Raw genomic sequence first — 21,468 nt, forward strand, 5'->3', positions numbered from 1 at the left:
CCTGAAATACAAAACGCCCGATGCGGTGCATCGGGCGTTGGGGTGAAACAGGTGTAAACCTATTTCAGGACTAGACATGGGTGGTTTAGAACGCGCCCATGTAATCGCGCTTGCCCACTTCCACACCGTTGTGACGCAGCAGCGCGTAAGCGGTGGTGACGTGGAAGAAGAACTGTGGCAGACCGTAGCTCAGCAGGTAAGCCTGGCCAGTGAAGCGCTTCTCTTTAGGAGTGCCAGGACGGGTCACGATTTCGATGCCTTCCTTGCCGTCGATCTGCTCGGGTTTGATCTCGCCGATGAAGGCCAGGACCTTGGCGATCAATGCTTGCAGTTCGGCGAAGGTGGTTTCTGTGTCGTCGTATTTCGGCAGTTCGACTTCAGCCAGACGCGCCGAAACGCCCTTGGCGAAATCAACGGCGATCTGCACCTGACGCACCAGCGGGAACATGTCCGGGTACAGACGGGCCTGCAGGAACGCGTTCGGGTCGATGTTTTTCGCGGTAGCGTGGGATTCAGCCTTGCTCAGGTTGTTGCTCAGGGCGTTGAGCATTTGCTGGAAAACCGGAACGGAAGCGGCGTACAGGGAAATAGTCATGGCAGTCTCGTGTGGTGACGGGAGTAAAAAACGTGGAGCGATTATAGCCATGCCGGCGCGCCCTGCGACTTGTCTTTTATCCAGCAAGGATTAGGCTAGGCGGCTCGACTGCCTAGGGAAAAGCGCGATGAGCACTGAACAAGAGACGACCTTCGACGAACCGCGGCTCAACAGCACGGAAATCCGCATTCTGGGCTCGTTGATCGAGAAACAGGCCACCAGCCCGGAAACCTATCCGCTGACCCTCAATGCCCTGGTGATTGCCTGCAACCAGAAAACCAGCCGCGAACCGGTGATGAACCTCAGCCAGGGCCAGGTTGGCCAGAGCCTGCGGGCCCTTGAAGGTCGCGGCTTCACCCGGCTGGTGATGGGCAGCCGTGCCGACCGCTGGGAACATCGGGTCGACAAGGCGCTGGAACTGGTGCCGGCCCAGGTGATTCTGACGGGGCTGTTGTTCCTGCGCGGCCCGCAGACGGTCAACGAACTGCTGACCCGCAGCGGCCGCATGCATGACTTCGAAGATGCCGAACAGGTGGTGCATCAACTGGAGCGCTTGATCGCCCGAGGCCTGGCGCTGTTGATTCCGCGCCAGGCCGGCCAGCGCGAAGATCGTTACATGCATGCGCTGGGCGATCCGGCGGATATCGAAGCGATCCTTGCGGCCCGACAGAACCCGGCGGAACGTGGCACCGGTGGCGGCGTGTCGGTTGAGCGAATCGAAGAGCTTGAAGCGCGAATCGCGGCACTGGAAGAACGCCTGGCGCGCCTCGAATAAAGCCGTGCTCCCGATGTGCCGAGCTCCCTGTGGCGAGGGAGCTTGCTCCCGGTGGGTCGCGAAACGGCCCCAAAGCAGTCAACGCATCACATCTGGCACACCGGGTTCGCCGGGTTCGCCGGGTTCGCGACTGCTTCGCAGCCGAACGGGAGCAAGCTCCCTCGCCACAGTCTGAAATGCTACTCCCCGTCCCAGTAATCCACGCCATCGGCCTGCCTCGCGACGGCAACGAAGCCTGACGCATTGCCCTTGGCATCGACTTTGAAGTCGTCCATCACCACGTATTTGCCGGAGTCCGGGTATTCGCAAATGTCCGGTGATTGCTGGCTGCTGACCGCCAGATAGCGCAACTCGCCCTGGCTGTTGTTGATGATCTGATGCGCGGTTTCAGGCCCTCCCGCCGGGCAGGCGATCACGTCCCCGGCGCGGATCGGAAAGCGTTCGGCGCCAAGGCGAACCTCCCCTTCCCCGGCCACGATGTAGAACATCTCTTCGTTGACCCGATGGCTATGAAACGGACTGCCGCGCATGCCTGGCTCCAGGGCGTACAACCGATAACCCAGCTTTTGCGCGCCCAGTTGCTGGCCGATGCGGGCCTGGCGTTGCTGATAGCGGTTGGCGGCTTCACCGGTGGGGGCAAAACCTTCGGGCAGCGGTACAAGTTCGACCTGATCCAGGTTGAGAATGGCGGGATGCATGAGAACCTCGGTCTCGGTGACGGGAGAGCAAGTCTTCGCTTGCTGGCGAGCAGTATAGGCCGGGATTTTCACGGCAATGGCGGGTGACCGAGTAGCGGCAATCGCGGGCAAGCCACGCTCCCACAAGGTCAGCGCAGAGCGTGGCTTGCCCGCGAAGGGGCCAGTACAGCCAACACATTTGGGGATGATCAGCTCCAGGCAAACGCCACGGCCTTCTGAAACTGCTCATCGGTCGGTCGCACGCCGGTGTACAACACGAACTGTTCCAGCGCCTGGATCGCAATCACTTCGAGCCCGGTGATGACTCGTTTGCCTTCAGCACGAGCACGCACAATCAACGGTGTTTCCGAGGGGATTGCCACTACATCGAAGACAGTTTCAGCAGCAGCGATGGCTTCAGGGGGAAACGCCAGTTGATCGGCTTCCGGGCCACCGGTCATGCCGATCGGCGTGACGTTGATCAGCATCTGCGGGCGTTGAGCACCCAGTTCCGCCTGCCATTGGTAACCCAGCGATTCGGCCAGGGCACGCCCGGCGCTTTCGTTGCGGGCCACGATCAGGCCGTTTTTGTAGCCGCCATCGCGCAAGGCGCTGGCCACGGCCTTGGCCATGCCGCCGCTGCCGCGCAGGGCAAAGGTCGAATCCTTGGGCACCTGGTGGGTTTCGAGCAACTGGGCGACGGCGATGTAATCAGTGTTGTAGGCCTTGAGGTGGCCATTGGTGTTGACGATAGTGTTGATCGATTGAATGGCCTCGGCCGATGCATCCAGCTCATCGACCAGCGCGATGCAGGCCTCCTTGAACGGCATCGACACGCCGCAACCGCGAATGCCCAACGCACGAATACCGCTGACAGCCCCCGTCAGGTCTTGGCTGCTGAAGGCTTTGTAGTAAAAATTCAGCCCCAGTTGTTCGTACAGATGATTGTGAAACCGCAGGCCGAAATTGCCGGGGCGCCCCGAGAGTGACATGCACAACTGGGTGTCTTTGTTGGGGTTCATCTGCATCCGAATCTCTCCTTCAATAGCACTTTCAGATGGACGGAATTAACAATTCCACCCGATTGTGGTCGATCATAAGGGTATGTCTGTACCAGACAGCACCGTAAAGAAACCGGTACAGACCTTACACAAAATTTACCCAACGGCTGTGCTGATTTTCAAAAAAACGCTGTCTTAGAAGTATCCCCGCGACAACTTGTGTCTATTGCAGACGCGAGCGCCGGGTCGAAGAACCGAGGACTTATCATGATCCGTAAAATCCCCACAGTAGCCTTGCTGATCGGTGCTCTCGCTATCGCAGGGCAGGCAGAAGCAGGTGGTCGTGGCTGGGAAGGTCCGGCTGTGTTTGGTGCGATCGTCGGCTCGGCAATCATCGGCTCGGCAATCATTGGTCGCGACCGGCCGGTGTATGTAGAACAACCGGTTTATGTTCAACCTCAACCGGTCTACGTACAGCCACCGCCTGTCTACTATCAACCGGCGCCGGTCTACGTCCAACAACCGATGTACTACCGCCCGGCACCGATTTATTACGGTCCACCACGCGGCTACTATGGCCCACCGCGCGGTTACTATGGCCATCCCCATGGTTATTACCGTGACGACCGCTGGTAACAAGACTCATCAGGCCCCGCCTCAACAGCGGGGCCTTTTTTGTGGCCGCAGGGTGAGCGAAGTCTGAATAAATCTCGTCAAGGTCGCTGTCGGGACAGTACCGGCAGGTAAAGTTGGTCATATTTATGTCATCACAGGCCCGCAAGCTTGATCTGTCCATAAACAACAGTTTGATAAAAACAAGGACGACGCCATGCCCACACAAAACCCGCACCGCATTGTCGGCTTGTGCACTTCCAGCAAGGTGTACAACGCACTGACCGAGCTCAAGCACCTGGAAGGCCATCGCAGCGCCAAGTTTCTCTCGCTGCTGACGCAAAACCTGGTGCGCAAAGGCCTGCTCAATGAACAGGAAGTCATGCATATGCTCGATCAAGTCGTGGACTGACCGCCAACACTCACCGGCATCAATGACGACTATCGAAAGCGTTGATTGTCCGTTCAAGCGTCCGATCCGTAAGGTAGCCCCATAGATTGATGGAGGTACTTATGGCTCAGGTTCAGATTATGTCCGTTATCGGCAGCGCCGTTCCCGCACAACTCAGAGCGCTGGGATTGCTCGCCTGCTGGTATCTGGTGCAGGACGGCGAACCGATCAGCGGTCCGCTCACTTCGCTTCCCGACGCCCAGGCCCTGTCGCAACGCATCGGTTCAGGCCAGCTCAGCGCTTAAGGCAGCTGAACCCGCTGTTTGGTATCGACGAAAATCGCCCAGCTCGACATGAACAATGCGGCAATCAACGGGCCGATGACAAAACCGTTCAGGCCGAAAATCGCCAGGCCGCCGAGGGTCGAGATGAGAATCAGGTAGTCGGGCATTTTGGTGTCCTTGCCCACCAGGATCGGTCGCAGGACATTGTCCACCAACCCGATCACGAACACCCCGAACAACGCGAGCACCGTGCCCTGCCAGATCGCACCGCTGAGCAGGAAGTACGCCGCCACCGGCACCCAGACGATGCCCGCCCCCACCGCCGGCAACAACGACAGGAATGCCATCAACACCGCCCAGAGCAGCACGCTCGGGATATCCAGAAACCAGAAAATCAACCCGCCCAACGCCCCTTGCGTGATCGACACCAGCAAACTGCCCTTCACCGTGGCCCGCACCACCCGATTGAATTTGAGTTGCAAGCGACGCTTCTGGTTATCTTCCAGCGGTATCGCCGCGCGTACTTTGCGCGCCAGTTCAGACCCGTCCCGCAGAAAGAAAAACAGCAGATAGAGCATGATGAAAAAACACACCACGAAATCGAACGTCCCCTGGCCAAAACTGAACGCCTGGGACGCCAGAAACTGACTGCCTTGCATCATGCTCTTGATGATTTTCTCGCGAAGCCCGCTCAGCTCACCCATGCCGAAACGATCGAGCAAGTGCTGAAAGTACAGCGGCAGGCTGTGCTTGAACTGCGACACATGCCCGGCAATGTCCAGTTCGCCGCTTTCGATTCGGCCATAAAGCGCCGCGCCCTCCTGAACCAGCAAGGTACTGATGATGATTACCGGCAGGATCGCAATCAGCACACATAGACTCAAGGTGCACAGGGCCGTCAGGTTGCGTGACCAACCAAACTTCAGCTGCAATTGATGCTGCAAGGGCGCAAACAGAATGCCGAGGATGGCCGCCCAGAACACCGCACCGTAGAACGGCAGCAGAATCCAGACGAAGGCAACGGTCACCACAGCCAGCAAGACCATCAGCGAAGTGTTCTGGAGCTTCGTTTCGTTCATGTCCGGTCCATGCCAATGCGCAGAGGCGAAAATTCGCGTCCTTATGTTTAGTCCGCCACGGTTGGCGCGAGTGCCATCTGTTTGTTGGTCAAGCATAGATCCAGATCAATAAACCCCGCGTGCAGGCCGCTTACCCTTGCCGGCTTTTGCGATCGACACTGCCATGACTTGCGCCATGCCACTCATCCCCCCGGAACTGCTCGCCCCTGCCGGCACCCTGAAAAACATGCGTTATGCCTTCGCCTACGGTGCCGATGCGGTATACGCCGGCCAGCCGCGCTACAGCCTGCGGGTGCGCAATAACGAATTCGATCACGCCAACCTCGCGCTCGGCATCAGCGAAGCCCAGGCTCAAGGCAAGCGCTTCTATGTAGTGGTGAACATCGCCCCGCACAATGCCAAGCTGAAAACGTTCCTCAAGGATCTGGAACCGGTGATCGGCATGGCGCCGGACGCGCTGATCATGTCCGATCCCGGCCTGATCATGCTGGTGCGCCGGCACTTCCCGCAGATGCCGATCCACCTGTCGGTGCAAGCCAACACGGTGAACTGGGCCAGCGTCGAGTTCTGGCAGCAACAGGGCTTGAGCCGAATCATCCTGTCCCGCGAACTGTCGCTGGAAGAAATCGCCGAAATCCGCCAGCACGTCCCGGCGATGGAGCTGGAAGTGTTCGTACACGGCGCGTTGTGCATGGCCTATTCCGGGCGCTGCCTGTTGTCGGGCTACATGAACAAGCGTGACGCCAATCAGGGCAGCTGCACCAATGCCTGCCGCTGGAAATACTCGGCGACACCGGCCAGCGAAAATCAACTGGGTGAAATCGTCCAGCACCACTCACCCGAACCCACCCTGGGCCTCGGCACGCCGACCGATCAGGTGTTCCTGTTGCAAGAGGCCAATCGCCCTGACGAACTGATGCCGGCATTCGAAGATGAACACGGCACCTACATCATGAACGCGAAGGACCTGCGTGCCGTCCAGCACGTCGAGCGCCTGACACAGATGGGCGTGCATTCACTGAAGATCGAAGGCCGGACCAAATCGCATTTCTATTGCGCGCGCACCACCCAGGTGTACCGCCGCGCGATTGATGACGCGGTGGCAGGCCGGACGTTCGATCGCAGCTTGATGACTGATCTGGAGTCCCTCGCTCAGCGCGGCTACACCGAAGGTTTTCTGCGCCGGCACGTGCATGACGAATACCAGAACTACCAGAACGGCAGCTCGGTTTCAGAGCGCCAACAGTTCGTTGGGGAGTTGACCGGCGAACGCCGTGATCGGCTGGCCGAGGTGCGGGTGAAGAATCGTTTTGGCCTGGGCGATCACATGGAACTGATGACGCCCAAGGGCAACTTCCACTTCGACCTGCATCAACTGCAGAACCTCAGGGGCGAGGCGATTGAAGTGGCGCCTGGGGATGGGCACACGGTGTATTTGCCGATTCCGGATGCGGTGGATTTGCGTTATGGATTGCTGATGCGCGATGTTGGTGTGAGCTGAAAATCATCGAGTCCGCTCCCACAGGTCACTGACGAATCAGCTGCCACCCGCCGAAAAGCGGTCGCGGCTGCTGGTCAGGTGCAACCACATCGCCGCCCGCGCAGCATCCGGATCCTGGCGCTTGATGGCGTTGAGAATCGCCTCGTGTTCAAGGTTGGCGAGTTGCCCCAGCTTGCTCAAGTCCGCTGACCCGCGCTCGGCGGCATTGACGCGGGTGCGGGGAATCATCGCATTGCCCAAGTGCTGCATGATCTCTGTGAAGCATACATTGCCGGTGGCTTCGGCAATCAGCAGGTGGAAACGTTTGTCGGCCTCGACGCAGCTGTCGTTGTTGGCCAGCAAACTTTGATAGTCATCCAGCGCTTCACGCATCTGCGCCAATTGCTGATCGGTACGACGCACCGCTGCCAGCGCGGCGGCCTGGGTTTCCAGGCCCATGCGCAACTCCAGAATACTGCGCACGCCCAGCGCGGTATCGACATTCAGCCGTAACCCCTGCTCCGGTGCGCGCTCGATGACAAAGGTGCCGATGCCGTGACGGGTTTCCACCAGCCCTGAAGCCTGCAATTTCGAAATCGCCTCGCGCACCACCGTGCGGCTGACCCCATGCTCCTGAACAATCGAGTTCTCCGACGGCAGCTTGTCCCCCGGCAGCATCTGGCCGAGCAGGATGCTCTGGGTCAGCTTGGCCACCAGGTCATGGGCCAGGTTGTGGGCACGCTTGCGGGCGGGTGCGTCGATGTCTTCTCGCATGGTGATTATCCGTAAAGCAGGGCTACCCGGATCGTAGCACCGGGATCGCCTGGAATCTTCAGAAAACAGCACCAAACTTGTATGACAACACTCAACAAATTGACCACTCCAACACCATCAAAGCCCCGCGCCCGACCACAAAAAGCATAGAAAACACCAAACAAATAGCCATTTTATTGGACCGGAGCGCTTGTCGAATCAAAAAAACCAGTTGTATGATGTCTATCAACAACGCAACATCCAGCCACACCCCGCATAAAAATAACGAGTGGGAGAAAAACAAGTGAATACATCCATACCAGGGATGCACGATGGCGCTGATTCGGTCCTGAAGTCCGCCATCTCGAAAGTGAAACGCCACGTCCTGCCGCTTTTCGTGATCATGTTCATCGTCAACTACATCGACCGCGTGAACATCGGCTTCGTCCGCGCCCACATGGAACATGACTTAGGGATTGGCGCTGCCGCCTACGGCCTCGGTGCCGGTCTGTTCTTCATCGGTTACGCGCTGTTCGAAGTCCCCTCAAACATCCTCCTGCAAAAAGTCGGCGCGCGAATCTGGCTGACCCGCATCATGCTGACCTGGGGCTTGGTGGCCGCCTGCATGGCATTCATCCAGAACGAAACCCACTTCTACATCCTGCGCTTTCTACTCGGTGTGGCCGAAGCCGGATTCTTTCCCGGGGTGATTTATTACTTCACCCGCTGGTTGCCCGGCGTGGAACGCGGCAAGGCGATTGCGATCTTCCTCAGCGGTTCGGCGATTGCGTCGCTGATCTCCGGCCCGTTGTCGGGGCTGCTGCTGCAAATCAACGGTTGGGGCATGCACGGCTGGCAGTGGATGTACTTCATCGAGGGCATGTTCTCGGTCGGGCTGTGCGTGTTCGTCTGGTGCTGGCTGGACTCCAAACCCCACGACGCCAAATGGTTGACCCTGGCTGAACAGGACGCGCTGGTCAAAGCCATCGATGACGAACAACTGGCCCGCGAAGCCGCGACGCCGATCAAACCGTCGCTGGGCACACTGCTCAAGGACCGCCAGATCATTCTGTTCTGCCTGATCTACTTCTTCATTCAATTGACTATCTATGCCGCGACTTTCTGGCTGCCGAGCATCATCAAGAAAATGGGCGACCTGAGCGACATCCAGGTCGGCCTGTTCAACTCGATTCCGTGGTTGCTGTCGATCGTCGGCATGTACGCCTTTGCCTCGCTGTCGGGCAAATGGAAGCACCAGCAAGCCTGGGTCGCCACTGCCCTGCTGATCGCTGCGGCAGGGATGTTCATGTCCACCACCGGCGGGCCGATCTTCGCCTTTGTTGCGATCTGCTTCGCCGCATTGGGTTTCAAATCGGCTTCGTCACTGTTCTGGCCGATTCCCCAGGCGTACCTGGATGCGCGGATCGCTGCCGGCGTGATCGCGCTGATCAACTCGGTGGGCAACCTCGGCGGCTTCGTGGCGCCGACCACTTTCGGTTTGCTGGAAGAGCACACCGGTTCAATCCAGGGCGGGCTCTACGGCCTGGCCGCCACCTCGATCATCGCCGCGATCATCGTCTTCGCCGCGCGCAATAAACCGAAACCCGCACCGGCCGTTGCACTGGGCAAACCAGCGCCGAATCACGCTTGAACATTGGTTTAAAGGACAAAAAAATGAACCCACAAGAAGCCGCAAAAGCCCCGATCATCACCAGCATGCAGGTTGTGCCGGTGGCCGGCCACGATGGCATGCTGCTCAACCTGAGCGGCGCCCACGGCCCGTTCTTCACCCGCAATATCGTGATCCTCAAAGACAACGCCGGCCACACAGGCGTCGGCGAAGTGCCTGGTGGCGAGCGCATTCGCCAGACCCTGGAAGACGCGCGTTCATTGGTGGTCGGCAGCCCGATCGGCACCTACCAGAAGATCCTCAATCAAGTGCGCCAGACCTTCGCCGATCGCGATGCCGGCGGTCGCGGTTTGCAGACGTTCGACCTGCGCATCACCATTCACGCGGTCACCGGCCTGGAAGCCGCCCTGCTCGACTTGCTTGGCCAGCACCTGGACGTGCCGGTCGCCGCTTTACTCGGCGAAGGTCAGCAGCGTGATGAAGTGAAGATGCTCGGCTACCTGTTTTATGTCGGTGATCGCAACGAAACCAATCTGGCTTATCGCAATGAGCCGGATGCCGACAATGACTGGTTCCGCGTACGTCACGAAAAAGCCATGAGCGCCGACGCCGTGGTGCGCCTGGCGGTCGCCGCTCACGCCCGCTATGGCTTCAAGGACTTCAAACTCAAGGGCGGCGTGTTGAGCGGCGACGAGGAAATCGAAGCGGTCACGGCCCTCGCCGAGCGCTTTCCAGATGCGCGCATCACCCTCGATCCGAATGGCGCGTGGTCGCTCAAGGAAGCGATCCGCCTGTGCCGGGATCAGCATCACGTTCTGGCTTACGCCGAAGACCCGTGCGGGGCGGAAAACGGTTACTCGGGCCGTGAAGTCATGGCCGAGTTTCGTCGGGCCACGGGCCTGAAAACCGCGACCAACATGATCGCCACCGACTGGCGGGAAATGGGCCACGCGATCCAGTTGCAGTCGGTGGACATTCCCTTGGCCGACCCGCACTTCTGGACGATGCAGGGCTCGGTGCGGGTGGCGCAGATGTGCCATGAATGGGGCCTGACCTGGGGTTCGCATTCCAACAACCACTTCGATATTTCCCTGGCCATGTTCACCCACGTCGCGGCCGCCGCGCCGGGCGAGATCACCGCCATCGACACCCACTGGATCTGGCAGGACGGCCAGCGCCTGACCAAGGCGCCGCTGCAAATCGTCGACGGCTGCGTGCAAGTACCGAAAAAGCCTGGCCTGGGGGTTGAGCTGGACACGGATCAACTGGCCAAGGCCCATGAGCTGTACAAAGGCATGGGGCTCGGCGCGCGGGATGACAGCGTGGCGATGCAGTTTCTGATTCCGGGATGGAAGTTCGATAACAAGCGGCCGTGCCTGGTGCGCTAAACCTCTGGAAACACCGCTCCCACAAAGAGTGGTGTTCACACTATTTCATCTGGGCTGCTTGCAGCAGCCAGCCCCGGAACACCGCCATCGCCGACGTTTCGGGGCGCGACTGCAAGCGGGTCAGCCAGTAGCTGCCGGTGGTGATCCCGATGGCGAACGGTTGCTCGATTGCGCCCGCCGCCAGTTGCCGGGCAAACATCAGCGGCGGCGCCAATGCCACACCTGCACCTTGCAACGCAGCCTCCATCATCGCCAACGACGAATCGAAGACGATGCTTCGGGGCAGCACGGCATGGGCCGAAAGACCGGTCGCCTGAAACCACTCCGGCCACTCATCCGTGCGATAGGAGCGCAACAGTGTTTGTTGCAACAGATCCTCTGGCGTGTGCAATTGCCGAGCGATCTCCGGCACGCAGAGCACCGACAGTGGTGCCTCAATCAACCGCACCGCTTCAATCCCATGCCACGCCCCCGCGCCAAAGCGAATGGCGTAATCCAGACCTTCAGCGGCCACGTCCACCCGGTTGTTATTAGTCGACAGGCGCAAATCTATGTACGGATGTTTCTGCTGAAAATCCGCCAATCGCGGCAACAGCCAACCGACCGCGAACGTCCCCACGGCGCCCACCGTCAACACCTCACGAAAATGCCCACCCTCGAAACGCCCCAGGGTTTCGGCGATCCGGTCGAAGGATTCGCGCAATACCGGCAACAGCGTTTCCCCTTCGCTGGTCAGCATCAGGCCGCGAGGCAGGCGTTTGAACAAGGTTACGTTAAGCTGAGCCTCAAGGCTTTTGACCTGATGACTCACCGCCGCCTGCGTGACGCACAACTCCACGGCCGCCCGGGTGAAACTCAAATGGCGCGCCGAAGCCTCGAAAGCGCGCAGCGCATTCAGCGGCAAATGAGGTCGAATCATGCCAGCCCCCAAAATTTTCTAATGGCTCATCTGAAATATCGTCGTTTGCCGGTCTTCGCCAAACTGCCTAGATTTGGCTCGCCCAACAGCGGACCGCCTTGAAAAACCGCTCGGAGTGTAGCGGTTAACACCACGAATAATCATGGACAGTGTCTCAATCATGCTTAAAAAAAATCAGAAGAAACTCATATCTTGCAGCGCTTTCGCAGTTCTCCTCGGTGCCAGCCACAGCTTTGCTGACGAGCGCATCGAAACCATCGTGAAGGCCGCCGTCGAACCGGTGATGCAGCAACAGCAGATCCCTGGCCTCGCGGTCGCAATCACCGTCCATGGTCAGCCGCATTACTTTAACTACGGCGTGGCCTCGAAAGAAAACGGTAAAGCCGTCACCGAAAACACCTTGTTCGAGATCGGTTCGGTGAGCAAAACCTTCACCGCCACCCTCGCCGCCTATGCCCAGGCGAGCGGCAAACTGTCCTTGTCGGACAACGCCAGCCAGGTACTCCCGGCCTTGCACGGCAGCGCGTTCGATAACATCAGCGTGCTGCAACTCGGCACCTACACTGCCGGCGGCCTGCCCCTGCAATTCCCCAGCGAGGCAGACCATCAGGACAAAATGCTCGGCTATTTCAAGCAGTGGAAACCAACTTACGCCGCCGGCACTCATCGCCAGTATTCAAACCCCAGCCTTGGGTTGTTCGGCTATCTGGCGGCCCACAGCATGGGGGCGCCGTTCGATGATCTGATGGAAAAAACCTTGCTGCCGAAACTCGGCCTCAAGCACAGCTACCTCAAAGTGCCGCAGGATCAGATGGGGCTTTACGCCCAGGGTTACAGCAAGGATGACAAACCTGTGCGGGTCGAGCCGGGGGCACTGGATTCTGAAGCATATGGCGTGAAAACCAGCGCCGCAGATTTGCTTCGCTATGTTGAGGCGAACATGAATCCCGCGTCGCTGGAAAAGCCTTTGCAGCAAGCCATCGCCAGCACTCACACCGGTTATTACCGGGTTGGCGAGATGACTCAAGGGTTGGGATGGGAGCTCTACAACTACCCGGTGAAGCTCGATACATTGCTGGCTGGCAACTCGTCGCAGATGGCGATGGAGGCTCATGAAGTCCAGTGGCTGACCCCGCCACAACCTCAACGCGACACTGTGCTGATCAACAAAACCGGCTCAACCGGCGGCTTCGGCGCCTACGTTGCTTTTATCCCGGCGAAGGACATCGGCATCGTGATCCTGGCCAACAAAAACTACCCGAATCCGGAGCGGATCAAAATCGCTCACCAGATTTTGAGTGCGCTGACCAAATAGCCGAGGGCGACGCCCCGTAGCAGCCGCCGAGCCTGGAAATCATTGGCCGGATTGGCACAGAACCTGTGGCGAGGGAGCTTGCTCCCGCTGGGCTGCGCAGCGGCCCCAAACCAGTCACCGCGGTACATCAGGTAGGCCTAGGGTGCAGGGTTTACGACTGCTACGCAGCCGAACGGGAGCAAGCTCCCTCGCCACAATGGATCACCAAGTTTCAGATTTCCGTTGGCAGAAAAATGGGCGACCTGTTGAGGTCGCCCAATGGGGCAAGCCCTCTCACCACAAGGACTCAGCGCAATTCAATCATCCGGTTGCTCAGCCGGTTTGGCAGGCTTCGCCGGTTTGCCTTTAGCACCTTTGACCGGTGCGACTTCAGCCACCGGCGCTGGCACCGGTACCGTTGCTTCCTTCTCGGCCGTCGGCAGCTGGTCGACGGTGTTGAATATCTCTTTCAACTCGACCGCATCCGACTGCTCAAGCTTCTTTTCGCCATCCTTGCCGATCAGGATGATTTTGCTCTTCGCGCCGGCGCCTAGTTTGAGCGAGCGGATCAGCGCCATCGTCGATTGCGGGTCGAGGTCTTTGCCGTCCCGTTGGCCCATCGTATTGATCACGGTGTACAGCACCATGTTTCGATCGGTGAAGCCCTTGCGGTTGGCAGAGTCGTCCAGTGATTTTTTCAGGTTGAGCCAAACCGGGTCCACCGAACTGGGCGCGATGACAATCAGGGGTCGAGCCCGGCCCACGTCTTTAACCAGAGGGGAATCGTCATCGGCGGCGAATGAAGGACCGACGAAAGCCAACAGGGTAGCCAGGGTCAAAGACCTGATGAGCATGCGCATCTCCTTTTGATATCCACGCTCTAATGATTGCGCATCGCGGTGATCGTTCCGGGCGATGCACCGCGATTGTGTTCCGCCTTGCCCAAGCTTAGGTCAGGGCGGTCATTGCGCAACAGCCTGAGCTAATCTCATAGCTGATTCATCGTGAGGGTTTATCCATGAGCGCTCAGCTGAACCACACCATCGTCTGGTGCCGTGACAAACAGGTTTCGGCACGCTACCTGACCGACCTCCTCGGCCTGCCCGATCCCGAGCCGTTCGGGCCGATGCTGGTGGTCAAGTTCGATAACGGGGTGTCGCTGGATTTCTACAACAACGACCCGCCCATCGCGTCCCAGCACTATGCATTCTTGATTGGTGACGACGACTTCGATGCGGCCTTCGCTCGCCTGCAGGCGATCAAGCAGCCGTGGTGGGCCGACCCCGGTAAGCAGCGGCCCAACGAGATCAACGATTACGCCGGTGGCCGGCGGGTGTATTTCGATGACCCGGACGGGCATCTGCTGGAGATTTTTACTCGGGAAGCGGTATCGGATCAGAACGCCAGTTTGTAGCCGATCAGCACCAGCATCGTCGCCAGGCACGGACGCAGCAGTTCGTCGGAGATGCGCCCGGTCAAATGGCTGCCCAGGTAAATCCCAGGCAACGAACCGACCAGCAAGAAACCCAGGACGTGCCAGTCCATGTTACCCATGCTCGCATGGCCGAGGCCGGCGACCAGGGTCAGGGGCACCGCGTGGGCGATTTCGGTGCCGACCAGGCGACGAGTGGGTAGCAGCGGGTACAGGATGAACAGCGCAACGGTGCCCAGGGCGCCGGCGCCGATGGAAGTCAGGGCCACCATGGTACCGAGCACCAGGCCGGTGATCACGGTCAGCACATTCAACCGGGAGCCGCTGGGGTTGTATTGGCCACCCGCCCGTTTGTGAGCGAAATCGAGCAAGCGTTTCTTGAAGAAAATCGCCAGCGCCGTGGCGAACAATACGAAGCCCAGCGCCTGTTTGATGACGGCGTTCATCGCCTCGGGCGAGGTTTGCAAAGTGCTCAGGAACCACAGCGTCAGGGCTACCGCCGGCACACTGCCGAGGGTCAGCCAACCGGTGATCGCCCAGTCGATGTTCTTGTTCTTGCGATGAACCAGTACACCACTGGATTTGGTAATGGCCGCGTACAGCAAGTCCGTGCCCACCGCCGTGGCCGGGTTAACGCCGAACCACAGCAGGATCGGCGTCATCAACGAACCGCCCCCAACACCGGTCATGCCGACAATAAAGCCGACCACCAGACCCGCCACGACCAACCCGAAATTACCGAAATCCATTAATACGCCCAGAAATTCGCAGGAAACAAACCGGTCAGCAGCATAGCGATTTTTCTTATAACCACATATATCGATGCGGTCTATCGTTATGCCAATTCACCGATTTGAAACAGCGACTTCCCCCTCAATACCAACCCCACAAGAATTGCGCTTTATCCGACATCTCACTGCACCGGCAAAAAATTCAGGAACAGCAGACTCTGGGCGTAGTTCAGGCCGATCCGCCGGTACCGCTCGTCGAGCATCTGGGTCAGCAGGTCCAGTCGCGCGACGATTTTGCCGAACTCCACGGCAAAGCTCAGGTTGCTGCCCTCCTCCGAGATTTCGTTGGAAAACAGCAAGGGCTCGCCTTGCCTGTTTTGCCGCTGGCTCAAGATCCAGGTGGCTTTTTCGATGTTGCGCGCAGCATTGCTGACGAAGGTCGGGTTGAGCGCATCCGTCATGTAGAACTCCAGTCGATTGCCATGGGCCGTCACCAGCATGCTGCCGATGGCATAGATGAACGCGCCGACCCGGTCACCGAGGAATTCCGGGCTCATGGCAAAGCTCAGCGCCGCGAGGTCTTTTTTGCCGCCGAGGGTGGGCAGCGGCTCTTGCTGTTCGATGGCCATGCGCACCTGCTTTTCTGCGGTGCCGACATCGAGGAAGCCGGATTTTTTCAGCTCCTGCGGGTTGCGCAGGTAGAGCTTGTTCATCAGCCGGTAGAGGCTTTCGAGGTTGTCGCGCATCGTCAGGGTCGCCATGCGGTCGACGCTGGTCTGGAGGAATTCCTGGGGTTTGCCATCGCGAAACTGGCTGATGACATCGTTGCCCGGCTGATGGCTGCAACCACTGGCGAGGAGCATCGACAGGCTTATCAGCAGCAAGCAATGACGGCGAATGTGCAGGGTAAAACGGGGTAAAACTCGAGCCATGGGTTCTTGAACTTGGGCATGGGCCGGCGGTGGGGATCGCCGCAGGCTGCCCAAGGATAGAACCGTGAAAGCTGGAAAAGTGCAGTGCCGGTGGTCCGTAAGCGCTGGTCACTCTGAAAGCGACCACTCATTAGTAATACTTTTTAATTGCAATACTCAAGACATAGGCTATAAATCCTTCCTTGATCGCGCTAAAGCACGATCATTAGTATGACTACTTCTTAAAAACAACAAAAAGGAAGGTCAACCATGCTTCAATCCCGACACCTGCTCTCCGGCCTCGGACTCTCCCTGATGATCGCCACCCTCTCCGCTCACGCCACTGGTTTGTCCAGCGAACAAAAAGCCTTCGGCAAAACCAATGACGGCACACCCGTCGAGCAATACATTTTGCGCAACAGCCATGGCCTGCAGGCCACGGTCATTACCTACGGCGGGATTCTCCAGTCGCTGAAAGTGCCGGACAAAAACGGCAAGCTCGACGATGTGGTGCTCGGCTTCGATGACGTACAGAGCTATCAAAGCGGCAAGGCGTTCTTCGGCGCGACCATCGGCCGCTTCGGCAATCGCCTGGCCAACGGCGCCTTCGAGCTGGATGGCAAGCGCTTTCAAGTGCCGCTCAACGACGGCAGCAATTCGCTGCACGGCGGGGCTCAAGGTTTCGACAAGCGGGTGTGGAAAGCCGAACCGAGCAAGGGCAAGGATTCGGTGGGTGTGACGCTGACGTACCTGTCCTCGGATGGCGAAATGGGTTTCCCCGGCAACCTGAAAACCGAGGTCACCTACAGCCTCACCGAGAACAATGAGCTGCGCATCGACTACAAGGCCAGCACCGATAAACCCACAGTGCTGAACCTGACCAACCACAGCTATTTCAACCTGGCCGGCGCGGGTAACGGCGATGTGCTGAAGCAGCTGGCGACCTTGCACGCCGCCCGTTACACGCCAGTCACCGGCAAACTGATCCCCACCGGTGAGCTGGCCCCGGTCGCCGGCACGCCGATGGACTTCACTCAACCGACCGCCATCGGTCAACACATCAAGGCCGATCACCCGCAGTTGAAATTCGCCGAACCGAAACACGGCGGTTTTGACTTCAACTGGGTGCTGGATGCCAAGGGCGACCTGGGCAAACTCGCCGCCGATGTCAGCGATCCGCAATCCGGCCGTCGCTTGCAGCTCTACACCACCGAACCTGGCGTACAGTTCTACACCAGCAACTTCCTCGACGGCTCGGTCAAGGGCAAGGCCGGCAAGATTTACCCGCATTGGGGTGCCTTTACTCTGGAAACCCAGCATTATCCGGACTCGCCGAACCAGCCGGCCTTCCCGTCCACGCGGCTGGATCCGGGCAAAACTTATGCCCAGACCACGGTGTTCAGGTTCTCCGCCCGGTAGATCAAAAGATCGCAGCCTGCGGCAGCTCCGATATCGCGGGTACACCCCGCCCCCGCGGGCTGCGATCTTTCATGATGACGACGGAACCACCCTGCTATTTTGCTGCCAACTGTAGTATCGATCGGGCTTCGACAAGGAGGATTCATGCGGACTCTTGAGCTGGCCGGCCGCGCTGTGCCGGTCATCGGCCAAGGCACCTGGCACATGGGAGAGGAACGCTCCCGACACACCAAGGAAGTTGCAGCGCTGCGCCTGGGTATCGAGTTGGGCATGACCCTGATCGACACCGCTGAGATGTACGCCGAAGGGGGCGCCGAAGAGGTGGTGGGTGAAGCCATCACAGGCCTGCGCGACCAGGTTTTTCTGGTCAGCAAGGTCTACCCCTTCAACGCCAGCCGCAAAGGCATCCCCCAGGCTTGTGAACGCAGCCTGCGGCGGTTGAATACCGATTACATCGATCTTTATCTGTTGCACTGGCGCGGCGAGTATCCCCTCGAGGAAACCGTCGAAGCCTTCGAACGTCTGCGCGAAGACGGCAAGATTGGCCGTTGGGGCGTATCCAACTTCGATCTGGACGACCTGGAGGAACTGGCCTCACCGGCCTGCGCCACCAATCAGGTGCTGTATAACCTGGAAGAACGCGGCATCGAATTCGATCTGCTGCCCTGGAGCCAACAGCGACAAATGCCGGTGATGGCTTACTGTCCAATCGGCCAGGGCGGGCATATGCTGGCCAATCCGACGCTCAAGCAGGTTGCCGCCCGTCACCAGGCGACACCTGCGCAGGTAGCGCTGGCATGGATTCTGCGTCAGAACGGGGTGATCGCCATCCCCAAAGCGGTCCACCCCGAGCATGTGCAGCTCAACGCGCAAGCGGCACAATTGCAGCTTGAAGTCGGGGATCTGGAGGCGCTGGACCAAGCGTTTCGCGCGCCACAACGCAAGCAGCGGTTGGCCATGGTCTGAGCCATCGCGGATCTATCAGAGGGCATCGGCATGAGAAGTACCGATCAGCTCGACTCTTTCAATTTGCCACGCTTCATCCAGGCGCAGGATCCTGTGTTCGAGTGGGTTCAGGATGAACTGCGCGCCGGCCAGAAGCGCCGGCACTGGATGTGGTTCATCTTTCCGCAGTTTGCCGGGTTGGGTGACAGCGAAATGTCCCGCTACTTTGCCATTCACTCCAGTGAAGAAGCCGCGGCGTACCTGGAGCATCCGCTGCTGGGGCCGCGCTTGCGTACCTGCACGCAATTGGTGCTGGACGTTCCTCAACGTTCGATCACCAAGATTTTCGGGCACCCCGACAACCTCAAGTTTCATTCATCGATGACGCTGTTCGCCCAGGTTTCGCCAAAAGGCAGCCTGTTTCATCAGGCGCTGGATCAGTACTTTCACGGCATACCGGATGACTGGACGCTGTCGCTGCTGGACTCAAAACAGGCCCAACTGCCCCCCAATCAGCGTTGAGAAATCGTCATCGACGAACGGCAGGATGGCATCCGCCACCGGTTGCAGCTGCCGGGTGATGTAATGGTCGTAGTCGATCGGCGCGCTGCGCACTTCCAGCGGCTCGGGGCCGGCGACCGTGATCACGTAGCTGATCCAGCCGCCGTTGTGATATTGCCGTGGCCGCCCCTGTTGATCGTTGTAGTCATCGGCGATCCGCGCGGCCCGCACATGGGGCGGCACATTGCGTTGATAGTCATCCAGGGGCCGACGCAGGCGTTTGCGGTAGATCAGGCGCTCATCGAACTCACCGGCCAACGTCTTGCGCACATAGTCACGCACGTAATCCTGATAGGGCTTGCGTTTGAAGATGCGCAGGTACAGCTCCTGCTGGAATTGCCGGGCCAGCGGCGACCAGTCGGTGCGCACGGTTTCCAGGCCTTTGTAGACCATCTCGTCGGTGCCATCGGCACGGGTAACCAACCCGGCATAGCGCTTCTTGCTGCCCTCCTCGGCACCGCGAATGGTCGGCATCAGAAAGCGTTTGTAGTGGGTTTCGAACTGCAACTCCAGGGCACTTTCCAACCCGTACTCCTGCTTCACATGCTCGCGCCACCATTGGTTGACGTGGTCCACCAGCGCGTGGCCGATCTGCGCCGCTTCGGCCTGACCATGGGGGCGACGCAGCCAGACGAAGGTCGAGTCGGTGTCGCCATAGATCACCGCATGGCCCTGAGCTTCGATCAGTTGGCGGGTACGCAACATGATCTCGTGCCCGCGCAAGGTGATGGATGAGGCCAGTCGCGTATCGAAGAAGCGGCAACCACTGGAACCGAGGACGCCATAGAAGGCATTCATGATGATCTTCAGGGCCTGGGACAGCGGCGCGTTGTGTTCGCGCTTGGCGGTTTCACGGCCTTCGGCGACCCGGGCGACGATGGCCGGCAGGCAATGCCGGGTCCGTGAGAAACGGGCACCGCGAAAACCCGGCACCGATTCACTATCTTCGGGGTGCTTGAGCCCTTCGATCAAGCCCACCGGGTCGATCAGGAAGGTGCGGATGATCGACGGATAGAGGCTTTTGTAGTCGAGCACCAGCACCGATTCGTACAGCCCCGGTTGCGAGTCCATGACAAAACCACCGGGGCTGGCCTGCGGTGGTTTATTGCCAAGGTTTGGTGCGACGAAGCCTTGGCGGTGCATCAGCGGCATATACAGGTGAGTGAAGGCCGCCACCGAACCACCGCTGCGATCCGCCGGCAAACCGGTGACGCTGGCGCGCTCCAGCAGGAAGGTCAGCAACTCGGTCTTGGCGAAGATCCGTGTTACCAGTTCGCAGTCCTTGAGGTTGTACTTGGCCAGGGCCGGTTTGTCCTCGGCGAACATGCGGTTGATTTCGTCCATGCGTTGGTACGGGTTGTCGATCGACTTGCCTTCGCCCAACAAGGTTTGCGCGACGTTTTCCAGACTGAACGAGGGGAAGCTCCAGGTCGCCGAACGCAGCGACTCGATGCCGTCGATGATCAACCGCCCTGCAGCCGAGGCGAAATAGTGATTGCCGTTGCCGTGCTCGCGCCACTGCATTTCTTCGCCGCCACGCCCCAGCTTCAACGGCACCGCCAGGCGGCGAGCATGTTCGTGCAGTACCCGCAGGTCGAACTGCACGACGTTCCAGCCGATGATGGCGTCGGGGTCGTGCCGGGCGAACCACTCATTGAGTTTTTTCAGCAGCAGGGTTCGCGAATCGCAGTATTCGAGCTGGAAATCCACCCCGTTGTCATCACCATTGGGCGACCCGAGCATATACACCTGACGCTCGCCGCAGCCTTCCAGGGCGATGGAGTACAACTCGCCCTGGGCGGTGGTTTCGATGTCCAGCGAGACCAGCCGCAGGTTCGGCCGGTAGCCGGGGGCGGGTTTCATTTGCGCGTCGAGCAGCAGGCCGTCGGCACCGGGTGTGCCGCCGAACAAAACCGGCGCGGTGATGAACCGCTCCATCATGTAGCGTTCCGGCGGACGGATGTCGGCTTCGAATACCTCGACGCCTGATTTACGCAGTGCGGTTTCCAGGCGCATCAACTGGCCGTGCTGCTGGCAATACAAGCCCTGCACCGGGCGGTGCTCGAAGTCCAGAAGCGCCAATGGCCGCAGTTCAACATTCTTTTCGCCGCGCAACACCGTTTCGGCTTGCTCGCGCATGGCCTGTGGAATGAACGCGACCGACGGTTGATGCGGCAGGCGGATGCGCCGAGGACCGGCATCGGTCGCCAGCCAGAACTCGACTTCGGTGCCGGCCGGGGTATCGCGCCAATGCCGGGTCAGGACGAAGCCCTGCTGTAAATCCACCACTGCAACCTCAACGATCTGATTCAAGTGGTGATTCTACGCGTGATCGCCGGTGTGGCGAGGGGGCTTGTCGGAACGCCGCACCGCCCCGTTGGCCTGCGAAGCGGGCCTCAAACCTGCCAACACGGTCTCTCAGGCACACCGCGTTTATCGGATTGCGACTGCTACGCAGCCGAACGGGAGCAAGCTCCCTCGCCACAATTGCGCAGGGTGCCCGGGAGGGTTGCGGGCGTTTACAAAGAAAAATCACTGAATGACGCTATTTGCGTGTTATCTGCCGCTTTGCACCTTGCTCTGTGAGCCTG

General features: G+C 59.4%; 22 protein-coding genes. 12 read left to right on the forward strand and 10 right to left on the reverse strand.

The genetic code is table 11. The features are described 5' to 3' along the window. Window positions 1–85 precede the first annotated feature (85 nt). Complete coding sequence (locus tag ACCC96_RS08665) at window positions 86–595, reverse strand: DUF1993 domain-containing protein (protein WP_413695561.1); 510 nt, start codon at window positions 593–595, stop codon at window positions 86–88. A 127-nt stretch (window positions 596–722) separates the two neighbouring features. Between ACCC96_RS08665 and ACCC96_RS08670 the strand changes: the two genes are divergently transcribed. After that, window positions 723–1,370: a YceH family protein gene (locus tag ACCC96_RS08670; RefSeq protein WP_019648397.1), complete on the forward strand. Its 648-nt coding sequence runs from the start codon at window positions 723–725 to the stop codon at window positions 1,368–1,370. A gap of 179 nt (window positions 1,371–1,549) precedes the next feature. On the opposite strand, the gene ACCC96_RS08675 is transcribed toward ACCC96_RS08670, so the two are convergent. Continuing rightward, the gene (locus ACCC96_RS08675; RefSeq protein ID WP_019648396.1) at window positions 1,550–2,068 is read right to left on the reverse strand and encodes a cupin domain-containing protein; all 519 of its coding nucleotides are present in this window, start codon (window positions 2,066–2,068) and stop codon (window positions 1,550–1,552) included. 188 nt (window positions 2,069–2,256) lie between these two features. After that, on the reverse strand, window positions 2,257–3,075 hold the full coding sequence (locus ACCC96_RS08680) for a shikimate 5-dehydrogenase (RefSeq protein ID WP_413695562.1): 819 nt from the start codon (window positions 3,073–3,075) through the stop codon (window positions 2,257–2,259). A gap of 240 nt (window positions 3,076–3,315) precedes the next feature. Here ACCC96_RS08680 and ACCC96_RS08685 point away from each other — a divergent pair, with 240 nt between their 5' ends. The 3 genes from ACCC96_RS08685 to ACCC96_RS08695 all read left to right on the forward strand — a co-directional run bounded on the left by ACCC96_RS08685 (window position 3,316) and on the right by ACCC96_RS08695 (window position 4,356). After that, window positions 3,316–3,684, forward strand: coding sequence for a hypothetical protein (locus ACCC96_RS08685; protein ID WP_019579997.1), 369 nt, complete (start codon window positions 3,316–3,318; stop codon window positions 3,682–3,684). A 193-nt stretch (window positions 3,685–3,877) separates the two neighbouring features. After that, complete coding sequence (locus ACCC96_RS08690) at window positions 3,878–4,072, forward strand: hypothetical protein (protein WP_007940421.1); 195 nt, start codon at window positions 3,878–3,880, stop codon at window positions 4,070–4,072. Between the two features lie 101 nt (window positions 4,073–4,173). Next, the gene (locus tag ACCC96_RS08695) at window positions 4,174–4,356 is read left to right on the forward strand and encodes a hypothetical protein (protein ID WP_258669746.1); all 183 of its coding nucleotides are present in this window, start codon (window positions 4,174–4,176) and stop codon (window positions 4,354–4,356) included. On the opposite strand, the gene ACCC96_RS08700 is transcribed toward ACCC96_RS08695, so the two are convergent. After that, window positions 4,353–5,414, reverse strand: a complete 1,062-nt coding sequence (locus ACCC96_RS08700) for an AI-2E family transporter (RefSeq protein WP_413695563.1) — start codon at window positions 5,412–5,414, stop codon at window positions 4,353–4,355. The genes ACCC96_RS08695 and ACCC96_RS08700 overlap by 4 nt on opposite strands. Window positions 5,415–5,589: 175 nt before the next feature. Here ACCC96_RS08700 and yegQ point away from each other — a divergent pair, with 175 nt between their 5' ends. Continuing rightward, window positions 5,590–6,915, forward strand: a complete 1,326-nt coding sequence (gene yegQ / locus ACCC96_RS08705; protein WP_413695564.1) for a tRNA 5-hydroxyuridine modification protein YegQ — start codon at window positions 5,590–5,592, stop codon at window positions 6,913–6,915. A gap of 36 nt (window positions 6,916–6,951) precedes the next feature. Here yegQ and ACCC96_RS08710 read toward each other — a convergent pair whose 3' ends face one another. Then, complete coding sequence (locus tag ACCC96_RS08710; protein WP_413695565.1) at window positions 6,952–7,668, reverse strand: FadR/GntR family transcriptional regulator; 717 nt, start codon at window positions 7,666–7,668, stop codon at window positions 6,952–6,954. Between the two features lie 283 nt (window positions 7,669–7,951). Between ACCC96_RS08710 and ACCC96_RS08715 the strand changes: the two genes are divergently transcribed. Both ACCC96_RS08715 and gudD read left to right on the forward strand, forming a co-directional pair. Continuing rightward, a complete protein-coding gene (locus ACCC96_RS08715; protein ID WP_413695566.1) occupies window positions 7,952–9,298 on the forward strand; it encodes an MFS transporter in 1,347 nt (448 codons plus the stop codon). 23 nt (window positions 9,299–9,321) lie between these two features. Continuing rightward, the gene (gene gudD / locus ACCC96_RS08720; protein WP_413695567.1) at window positions 9,322–10,665 is read left to right on the forward strand and encodes a glucarate dehydratase; all 1,344 of its coding nucleotides are present in this window, start codon (window positions 9,322–9,324) and stop codon (window positions 10,663–10,665) included. A 40-nt stretch (window positions 10,666–10,705) separates the two neighbouring features. Here the strand turns inward: gudD and ACCC96_RS08725 are convergent, their stop codons facing one another. Beyond that, a complete protein-coding gene (locus ACCC96_RS08725) occupies window positions 10,706–11,584 on the reverse strand; it encodes a LysR family transcriptional regulator (RefSeq protein WP_413695568.1) in 879 nt (292 codons plus the stop codon). Between the two features lie 160 nt (window positions 11,585–11,744). Between ACCC96_RS08725 and ampC the strand changes: the two genes are divergently transcribed. After that, window positions 11,745–12,899 (forward strand): class C beta-lactamase, encoded by a 1,155-nt coding sequence (ampC, locus tag ACCC96_RS08730; RefSeq protein ID WP_413695569.1) that lies wholly within the window; start codon window positions 11,745–11,747, stop codon window positions 12,897–12,899. A 296-nt stretch (window positions 12,900–13,195) separates the two neighbouring features. On the opposite strand, the gene ACCC96_RS08735 is transcribed toward ampC, so the two are convergent. After that, window positions 13,196–13,732 (reverse strand): DUF4174 domain-containing protein, encoded by a 537-nt coding sequence (locus tag ACCC96_RS08735; protein WP_413695570.1) that lies wholly within the window; start codon window positions 13,730–13,732, stop codon window positions 13,196–13,198. Window positions 13,733–13,896: 164 nt separating this feature from the next. Between ACCC96_RS08735 and ACCC96_RS08740 the strand changes: the two genes are divergently transcribed. Further along, a complete protein-coding gene (locus ACCC96_RS08740; RefSeq protein WP_007939410.1) occupies window positions 13,897–14,292 on the forward strand; it encodes a VOC family protein in 396 nt (131 codons plus the stop codon). Here ACCC96_RS08740 and ACCC96_RS08745 read toward each other — a convergent pair. Then, window positions 14,274–15,059, reverse strand: coding sequence for a sulfite exporter TauE/SafE family protein (locus ACCC96_RS08745; protein ID WP_413695571.1), 786 nt, complete (start codon window positions 15,057–15,059; stop codon window positions 14,274–14,276). The two genes, ACCC96_RS08740 and ACCC96_RS08745, sit on opposite strands and share 19 nt — an antisense overlap. A 164-nt stretch (window positions 15,060–15,223) precedes the next feature. After that, entirely contained in the window at window positions 15,224–15,973 is a 750-nt protein-coding gene (locus ACCC96_RS08750; RefSeq protein WP_413695572.1) for a hypothetical protein, read from the reverse strand. 249 nt (window positions 15,974–16,222) lie between these two features. Between ACCC96_RS08750 and ACCC96_RS08755 the strand changes: the two genes are divergently transcribed. The 3 genes from ACCC96_RS08755 (at window position 16,223) to ACCC96_RS08765 (ending at window position 18,838) form a co-directional block, all read left to right on the forward strand. Then, entirely contained in the window at window positions 16,223–17,371 is a 1,149-nt protein-coding gene (locus ACCC96_RS08755; RefSeq protein WP_413695573.1) for an aldose epimerase family protein, read from the forward strand. A gap of 144 nt (window positions 17,372–17,515) precedes the next feature. Continuing rightward, window positions 17,516–18,337 (forward strand): aldo/keto reductase, encoded by an 822-nt coding sequence (locus tag ACCC96_RS08760; RefSeq protein WP_413695574.1) that lies wholly within the window; start codon window positions 17,516–17,518, stop codon window positions 18,335–18,337. Between the two features lie 30 nt (window positions 18,338–18,367). After that, entirely contained in the window at window positions 18,368–18,838 is a 471-nt protein-coding gene (locus ACCC96_RS08765) for a DUF1810 domain-containing protein (RefSeq protein ID WP_413695575.1), read from the forward strand. On the opposite strand, the gene ACCC96_RS08770 is transcribed toward ACCC96_RS08765, so the two are convergent. Then, on the reverse strand, window positions 18,803–21,163 hold the full coding sequence (locus ACCC96_RS08770; protein ID WP_413695663.1) for a DNA polymerase II: 2,361 nt from the start codon (window positions 21,161–21,163) through the stop codon (window positions 18,803–18,805). The genes ACCC96_RS08765 and ACCC96_RS08770 overlap by 36 nt on opposite strands. Between the last annotated feature and the right edge of the window lie 305 nt (window positions 21,164–21,468).

Origin of the sequence: Pseudomonas sp. Pseusp11, assembly GCF_047304405.1 — a bacterium.
Lineage (GTDB): Bacteria > Pseudomonadota > Gammaproteobacteria > Pseudomonadales > Pseudomonadaceae > Aquipseudomonas.